This is a genomic window from Acuticoccus kalidii, assembly GCF_021556395.1.
GTDB classification, from domain to species: domain Bacteria; phylum Pseudomonadota; class Alphaproteobacteria; order Rhizobiales; family Amorphaceae; genus Acuticoccus; species Acuticoccus kalidii.
The window spans coordinates 22565-29168 of the sequence record NZ_JAKGCS010000034.1; the positions used below are offsets into that span (position 1 = coordinate 22565).

At 65.7% G+C, this 6604-nt stretch carries 6 protein-coding genes; 4 read left to right on the forward strand and 2 right to left on the reverse strand.

What is annotated here, in order from left to right:
* Nucleotides 1-25: 25 nt before the first annotated feature.
* Both L1787_RS20920 and L1787_RS20925 read right to left on the reverse strand, forming a co-directional pair.
* Entirely contained in the window at nucleotides 26-1387 is a 1362-nt protein-coding gene (locus tag L1787_RS20920; protein WP_235711059.1) for a hypothetical protein, read from the reverse strand.
* Between the two features lie 120 nt (nucleotides 1388-1507).
* Nucleotides 1508-2449 (reverse strand): LysR substrate-binding domain-containing protein, encoded by a 942-nt coding sequence (locus L1787_RS20925; RefSeq protein WP_235711060.1) that lies wholly within the window; start codon nucleotides 2447-2449, stop codon nucleotides 1508-1510.
* A gap of 289 nt (nucleotides 2450-2738) precedes the next feature.
* Here L1787_RS20925 and L1787_RS20930 point away from each other — a divergent pair, with 289 nt between their 5' ends.
* From L1787_RS20930 to L1787_RS20945, 4 genes are all read left to right on the forward strand, one after another.
* Nucleotides 2739-3377 (forward strand): hydrolase, encoded by a 639-nt coding sequence (locus tag L1787_RS20930; RefSeq protein ID WP_235711061.1) that lies wholly within the window; start codon nucleotides 2739-2741, stop codon nucleotides 3375-3377.
* 181 nt (nucleotides 3378-3558) lie between these two features.
* Entirely contained in the window at nucleotides 3559-4197 is a 639-nt protein-coding gene (locus L1787_RS20935) for a hydrolase (RefSeq protein WP_235711062.1), read from the forward strand.
* 80 nt (nucleotides 4198-4277) lie between these two features.
* The gene (locus L1787_RS20940; protein WP_235711063.1) at nucleotides 4278-5213 is read left to right on the forward strand and encodes a pirin family protein; all 936 of its coding nucleotides are present in this window, start codon (nucleotides 4278-4280) and stop codon (nucleotides 5211-5213) included.
* A gap of 103 nt (nucleotides 5214-5316) precedes the next feature.
* A complete protein-coding gene (locus L1787_RS20945; protein ID WP_235710536.1) occupies nucleotides 5317-6582 on the forward strand; it encodes a DUF5996 family protein in 1266 nt (421 codons plus the stop codon).
* Nucleotides 6583-6604 lie beyond the last annotated feature (22 nt).

Here is a 6604-nt window from a genome sequence, read left to right on the forward strand (position 1 = left end):
GGGAGCCACGCACTCAATAGACTCTTTACTCATCTCCTTGGTGCTCGGGATGCTGAATAGTTAAGTTCCGCGCATAGCCGCCGAGGCGAGCGTCTCCCCAATCTGAACGGTCCAGCGACACCCGCACGCCATCGATTACGAAGGCTTCGGGCTCGGAAGTCTGAGCGCCCACGTAGATCGTCGTCGCCCGATCAGCGTCAAACGCCTTAGCCACCAGGGTCAACGCGCGTTCATCGAAGGCCTGCTGCGACTCCTGCGTGTCGTTCTGGTTTGAGCCATCCAGTGCGAGTCGGAGCCGCGTCACGGCGCGCTCATTGCCGGTCAGGCAGTATGAAATCCGATCCGCCAGCACTTGGTCGTTCAGTTTCACCGATGGAATGTGTGAGAACCACTCCCATTGTGTGCGGTGATAGTCGTCAGTGACGAGGCCGTATTCTTCAAGAAATAGCCGCGCTGCGTGCGGCGACCAACCTTCGGCGCGCGGAACAGAAGGCGGGTTCTTTTCAGTTTTGAAGAGCCGCTTGATCTCCCGGATGGCCTCTTTGATGCCCTGCTTCTCGGCGATGTCGCGCTCGCGAATATCCCGCGCGAGACGTTTCACCCCGTCAATATTCCACCCGAACGCGAGCAGAGCGCGCCATCGCGCATAGCGTGCGATGGGAGCCTGTTTCGGCCTCATCTGCAAAGAGATGAAGGCTTCCTCGTAGGTCATATAGACCGCGAGTAGAAAAATGAACGGAATGAACATGAGCCAGAGCAGCAAGGGTAACCCGAACTCGCGAAGCGTGTTCAATGACCAGAATTCAGTAATGCTGGCGGAAACCAGCCAATAGCTGAAGCAGAGGATAGTGAAGCCTGCGAACATCTGGAGCCCACGCAGCAGATTTAGCACTCGTGGGATGCCGGGTTTGTCAGGCTGATGTTCGCCAACGGTTATAAGGAGAGTGAGAAACCCCAGCGCCGGAAGCATGAGCAGTTCGACCCAGAGTGGGAAACTCACCAACTCGGCGATGAACGAGACGACGGCAGAGAGCGCGAAGGCATCGCGCACCAGCTTGCGTAGCGCATGCGGCTTGTCTTTAAGCTGCTGGGCTTTGAAGACGCTAGAGATGCCAACTGTCAGCCACCAAAGCACGGTCGATTTGAGATTGGGCCAGTCCCACAAATTCAGCGATGCGAGCAGCAAGACACAAGCCGCCACGTAGAGGGACATAAGCAGCCAGAGAAGTGCGAGCTTCGGCATAAGGAAGGCACGCACGACATCGAACGCGAGAGATCGCCTCTCTTTCCACAGAAGCACTGCGGCCAGTAGTGTGAGTAGATAAACTAGGGCGGCAATCTCTCGGTTGCTTAGGTCGAATCCGAAGCTGGCCAATGTGAAGGGCATATCTTTTTCTGAACCGCATCCCACGCGCGGCGGCAATCGCCAATTCGAAACTGCCGCCGCCGTCCCCCGCACGGGCGCGGCGCAGAGGCCCGACCGTCGCCGTGAGACGGCGAGCGGGGCTCAATCCGCGACCGCATCTTCGAAGGGCCGCATGATCGAGTTCGCCTGGGTCCGCTGAAGGGCGCACTCGTGGGCGAGAAAGTCGACCAGCATTCGGACCGAGGGCAGGAGCCCGCGGCGGGAGGGGAAGACCGCGTGCACGACGCCAGCGCGTGGCCGCCAATCGGGAAGGACGTGGGCGAGGCGGCCGGCGCGGACATCCTCCCAGATGAAGATCGTCGGCAATTGCACGGCGCCCGCGCCCGCGATCGCCGCGCTGCGAAGGACCGCCATGTCGTCCGTCACCAGCCGAGGCGCATGCGGAACGCTCGCCATCCGGCCGTCGGCGTGGTGCAACTGCCAGGCATGTTCCTGTTGGGATCGACCAAAATCGAGGCTGGGGAGGCCGGCGAGATCGGCCGGTGATGTCGCCGTCCCGTCCACCAAGGCGGGCGCGGCGACGAGACACTGGCTGCTCTCGTCGAGGCGCCGCATGACGAGATCGCTCGATTCCAGCGGCGGAAGCCGCACGCGGATCGCGAGATCGAACCCTTCGGCGATGACGTCGACACGGCGGTTCGTGCTCTCTAGATGCACCTCGACGAAGGGGTGCTCCATCATGAAGCGGGCCACCATCTCTCCGAACTGGAAGGAGAGGAGGGCCGTGGGACAACTCATCCGCACCACACCGCGCGGCTCGGCCCGGACCTCGGCGACGACCTGCTCGGCCGCCTCCGCCTCGACAAGCATAGCGACGCACCGCTCGTAGAACTCGCGACCGATCTCGGTCACCGAGAAGCGGCGCGACGAGCGATTGAGAAGGCGGACCTCCAAGCGCTCCTCGAGCAGCAGAATGCGGCGGCTCAGCTTCGATTTCTGGATTCCGAGCGCACGCCCTGCGGCGGAGAAGCCGCCATGTTCGACGACGGCGGCGAAATAATAGAGATCGTTCAGATCCTTCATCGTCCGCTTCATAGGACGCTGCGTCGTGGCGGGCAATCTTTGTGGGTCATCGTTTCGATGTTAGCCCTCACTCACGCAACGCATCCCGGCATGTGGGGTCCGAAGGACAGGCATGACCGAGACAAGCCCGACGGGGGCGAGGGTGGCCACCGCCGCTCCCGCCCGACGATGAAGCAGACATTCGCCGTGCCGCTGCGGGTGCGAACGACGGACGCCTCGTCTCGGCCGACATGACCGAGGGCGGCGGTCCGCCAGCGTAGACGTGTCCCATCGAGGAATAGACTCGCCAATGGCCAGTGAAGCAATCCGCAATCCGCAGACCGATCACCTTCTCACCCCCGAGAACGCGGCTTTCATCATCATCGACTATCAACCGATCCAGGTCTCCTCGATCCGCTCGATGCCGCGCGACGAACTCGTCTTCAACATCGTGAGCACGGCCAAAGCCGCGGTGACGTTCAACCTTCCGGTGATCCACTCCACGGTCAACGTCGCAACAGGTCGCAACAAGCCGCCGATTCAGGCGTTGCAGGAGGTGCTCGGGCACCTGCCGACCTATGACCGCACGTCGATCAACAGTTGGGAAGACACCGAGTTCAAGGAGGCGGTCAAGGCGCTCGGCCGGCGCAAGCTCATCATGACGGCGCTCTGGACCGAGGCGTGCCTCGCCTTCCCCGCGCTCGACGCGATTCAGGAAGGCTACGAGGTCTATGTGCCGGTCGATGCGGTCGGCGGCACCTCGCTCGCCGCGCACGAGGCGGCGTTGCGCCGTGTCGAGCAGGCCGGCGCCAAGCTCATCAGCCGCGTCCAGATGTATTGCGAGCTCCAGCGCGATTGGGCGCGCGAGGCGACCGTGCCCGGTTTCATGGACGTGTTTGAAAGTCATGACGGGTTCAACCCCGAAAAGGCCGCCGAGCAGGCCGCTTAGGGACGCCGACCCGCCGGCATCTGAACCACCGGCACGCGAAATCGACCCCATCCGCGATCGGCGACATCCGCGATCGACCGAGGCCGGCGGCTCCGCCATTGGCCTCGGTCGCCGTCGCGAGAGCGGCCGGCCGCAATTCCGATCCAAGGGCCACCGGCCCGCAAGCTGAAGAGGAAGACCCATGACGAAGACGGGCCTTGAGGCACTGCTCCGCCCGGAAGACAGCATCGTCGTCCTGATCGATCATCAGCCATTCCAGTTCGCGAACCTCAACAGCCATGAGCCGACGATGGTCGTGAACAACGTGATCGGTCTCGCGAAATCGGCGAAGGCGTTCGACGTTCCCGTCGTGCTGACGACGGTGATCGAGGATCGGGGCGGCTATCTCATCAAGGGATTGCAGGACGTCTTCCCGGAGCAGAAACCGATCGACCGGACTCTCATCAACACCTGGCAGGACGAGCGGGTGGTCGACATCGTGAAAAAGAGCGGGCGCAAGCAGCTCATTCTCGCCGGTCTCTGGACGGAGGTTTGCCTCGCGATGCCGACCATCCAGTCCCTCGCCGATGGCTACGACGTCACCATCGTGACCGACGCCTCCGGGTCCGTGTCGGCGGAGGCGCACGATATGGCGATCCGCCGGATGACGGCCGCCGGCGCGACGCCGATGACGTGGATGGCGGTCGCCTCCGAGTGGCAGCGCGACTGGGCGCGGGAGGCGACGGTTCCGGCGCTCGCCAACGTGCTCGCCGAGCATGGCGGCGGCAGCGGCGTCGCGTTCGCGTGGGAATCGCAGCTCCTCAACGCTCCGCGCGGCTGAAACCCGGCAGATCGCGCACTTGCCTCCGCCCCGACGAGGGGCGGGGGCGTCCCGACCAACGGAAGCAAAGGAAGAGGCGGATGAGCTGGAATCCAGGGATCGAGCCCGGTTGCCCGGATGCGGTGGGTGCGGATGCGATCGAGACGCTGATCGTGCCGCGGGCGCGCGATCTCGGCGGCTTCGAGGTGCGGCGCGCTCTGCCGGCGCCGAAGCGGCAGATGGTCGGGCCGTTCATCTTCTTCGATCAGGCCGGGCCGGCCGAGCTCCTCACCGGCCAGGGGGTCGACGTGCGGCCGCACCCGCATGTCGGGCTCGGCACCGTCACCTACCTGTTTCGCGGCGACTTCCACCATCGGGACTCGACCGGCGCCGATCAGATCATCCGCCCCGGTGCGCTGAACTGGATGGTCGCCGGGCGCGGCGTCACCCATTCGGAGCGCACCTCCGCTGCCGCCCGGACCGGACCCAACAGCCTGTTCGGCATCCAGACCTGGCTCGCTTTGCCCGACAGCCACGAGGACATGGCGCCCCTCTTCGAGCATTACGGCAAGGACACGCTGCCGGTGATCGAGGATCGCGGCGTCTCGGTGCGGCTCATTCTCGGCACCGCCTATGGCGAGACCGCCCCGGCGCGCATGCTCTCCGAGACCTTCTATGCCGACGTGACGCTCGCCCCCGGAGGCCGCCTGCCGATGCCGGACGATCACGAGGATCGCGGCATCTATATCGTCGACGGCTCGATCAGCGTCGCCGGCCAGGACTATGCGGCGGCGCAGATGATGGTCTTCCGCCCCGGCGACCCGATCACGGTGGCGGCCGGCGAACGCGGCGCGCGGCTGATGATCCTCGGCGGCGCGACGCTCGGCGGACCGCGTTATATCTGGTGGAACTTCGTCGCCTCCTCGAAGGAGCGCATCGAGGCCGCCAAGGCCGAATGGCGGGCCGAGAATTGGGGCGTGGGGCGCTTCGATCTGCCGGTCGACGACCGGGACGAGCACATCCCTCTGCCGGACTGACCGCCGCCGCGCCGACGAGACACCCGTCCGCCCGCGGCTCGACCCGCGCCGGACGACCGACACGACACCGCGTGCCGCGCGCATGCTGGATGGAGGACGCCGAATGCCCGACGCGAATGCATGGCCCGAACTCGATTATCTCGGCTGGCGCGAGACCTGCTCTGCCTTGCATCTTTATTTGCAGGTGGCGGGCAAGTATCGGCTGGCGCACACCCCGTGGATCAACCATTCCTGGCACGCGACCTTTTATGTCACGCCGCGCGGCCTCACCTCCTCGCCGATCCCGGACGGGCCCGGCATCGAGATCCTGTTCGATCTTCACGAGCACAAGGTCGTCGGCACCAATGGCGAGGGCGGCACCGCGTCCTTCGCGCTCGGGCCGACGACGGTGGCGGCGTTCCATGCCGACTTCGTCCGCCTGGTGACCGAGCTCGGCGGCACGCCGACCTTCGACGGGCTGCCGAACGAGGTGCCGAACCCCGTCCCGTTCCGCGAGGATCATCGCGACCGGCCCTATGATCGCGACGCCGTCCGCCGCTTCCACCGGGCCTTGATGGCGATCGACCGGGTCTTCCAGACCTTCCGCACCGGCTTTCTCGGCAAGTCGAGCCCCGTCCACCTGTTCTGGGGCAGCTTCGATCTGGCGGTGACCCGCTTCTCCGGCCGGCGCGCGCCGCTCCACCCCGCCGGCATCCCGACCTTGCCGGACGACGTGGCGCAGGAGGCCTACGACCGTGAGGTGTCCTCGGCGGGCTTCTGGCCGGGGGGCGGCGGCATCGACTATCCGGCCTTCTATGCCTACGCCTATCCGACGCCGAACGGCTATGGCACGACGCCGGTCCGGCCCGATGCCGCCTTCTGGCATGACGGGCTCGGCGAGTTCGTCCTGCCCTATGAGGCGGTGCAGTCGGCGGCCGATCCGGCCGCGGCGCTTCTCGCCTTCCTGGTCTCGACCTACGAGGCGGCGGCCGATCGCGGCGGATGGGACCGCGATCTCCTCGATTGCGCGACGGGGAAGCCGGGCGAGGTGCGCCCGCCGGACGCGGTGACGGAGAAGGCGAAGACGGCGCTGCCGCCGGCCGACGCGCCGGTCGAGCGGGAGGACGGCGCGGCGAAGGGGCGTTACCGGATGGTCGTCGACGGCATCGAGGCGGAGATGACCTATAGCCGGGCGGGCGACGGGCTTCTGATCATCGACCACACGGAGGTTCCGGCAGCCTTGCGCGGCCGCAAGGTGGGCGAGCAGCTGGTGCGCCGGGCGATCGAGGACGCCCGCCGCGACGGGATCGCGATCATCCCCCTCTGCCCCTTCGCCAAGGCCCAGATCGACCGACACCCCGAATGGCAGGACGTCCTGCGGCGGTCATAAAAACGGCCGGCCGCACGGGCCC

Coding starts and splice junctions, on each gene's coding strand:
- L1787_RS20920 (WP_235711059.1), bottom strand. CDS start 1,387: ATGCCCTTCACATTGGCCAGCTTCGGATTCGACCTAAGCAACCGAGAG.
- L1787_RS20925 (WP_235711060.1), bottom strand. CDS start 2,449: ATGAAGGATCTGAACGATCTCTATTATTTCGCCGCCGTCGTCGAACAT.
- L1787_RS20930 (WP_235711061.1), top strand. CDS start 2,739: ATGGCCAGTGAAGCAATCCGCAATCCGCAGACCGATCACCTTCTCACC.
- L1787_RS20935 (WP_235711062.1), top strand. CDS start 3,559: ATGACGAAGACGGGCCTTGAGGCACTGCTCCGCCCGGAAGACAGCATC.
- L1787_RS20940 (WP_235711063.1), top strand. CDS start 4,278: ATGAGCTGGAATCCAGGGATCGAGCCCGGTTGCCCGGATGCGGTGGGT.
- L1787_RS20945 (WP_235710536.1), top strand. CDS start 5,317: ATGCCCGACGCGAATGCATGGCCCGAACTCGATTATCTCGGCTGGCGC.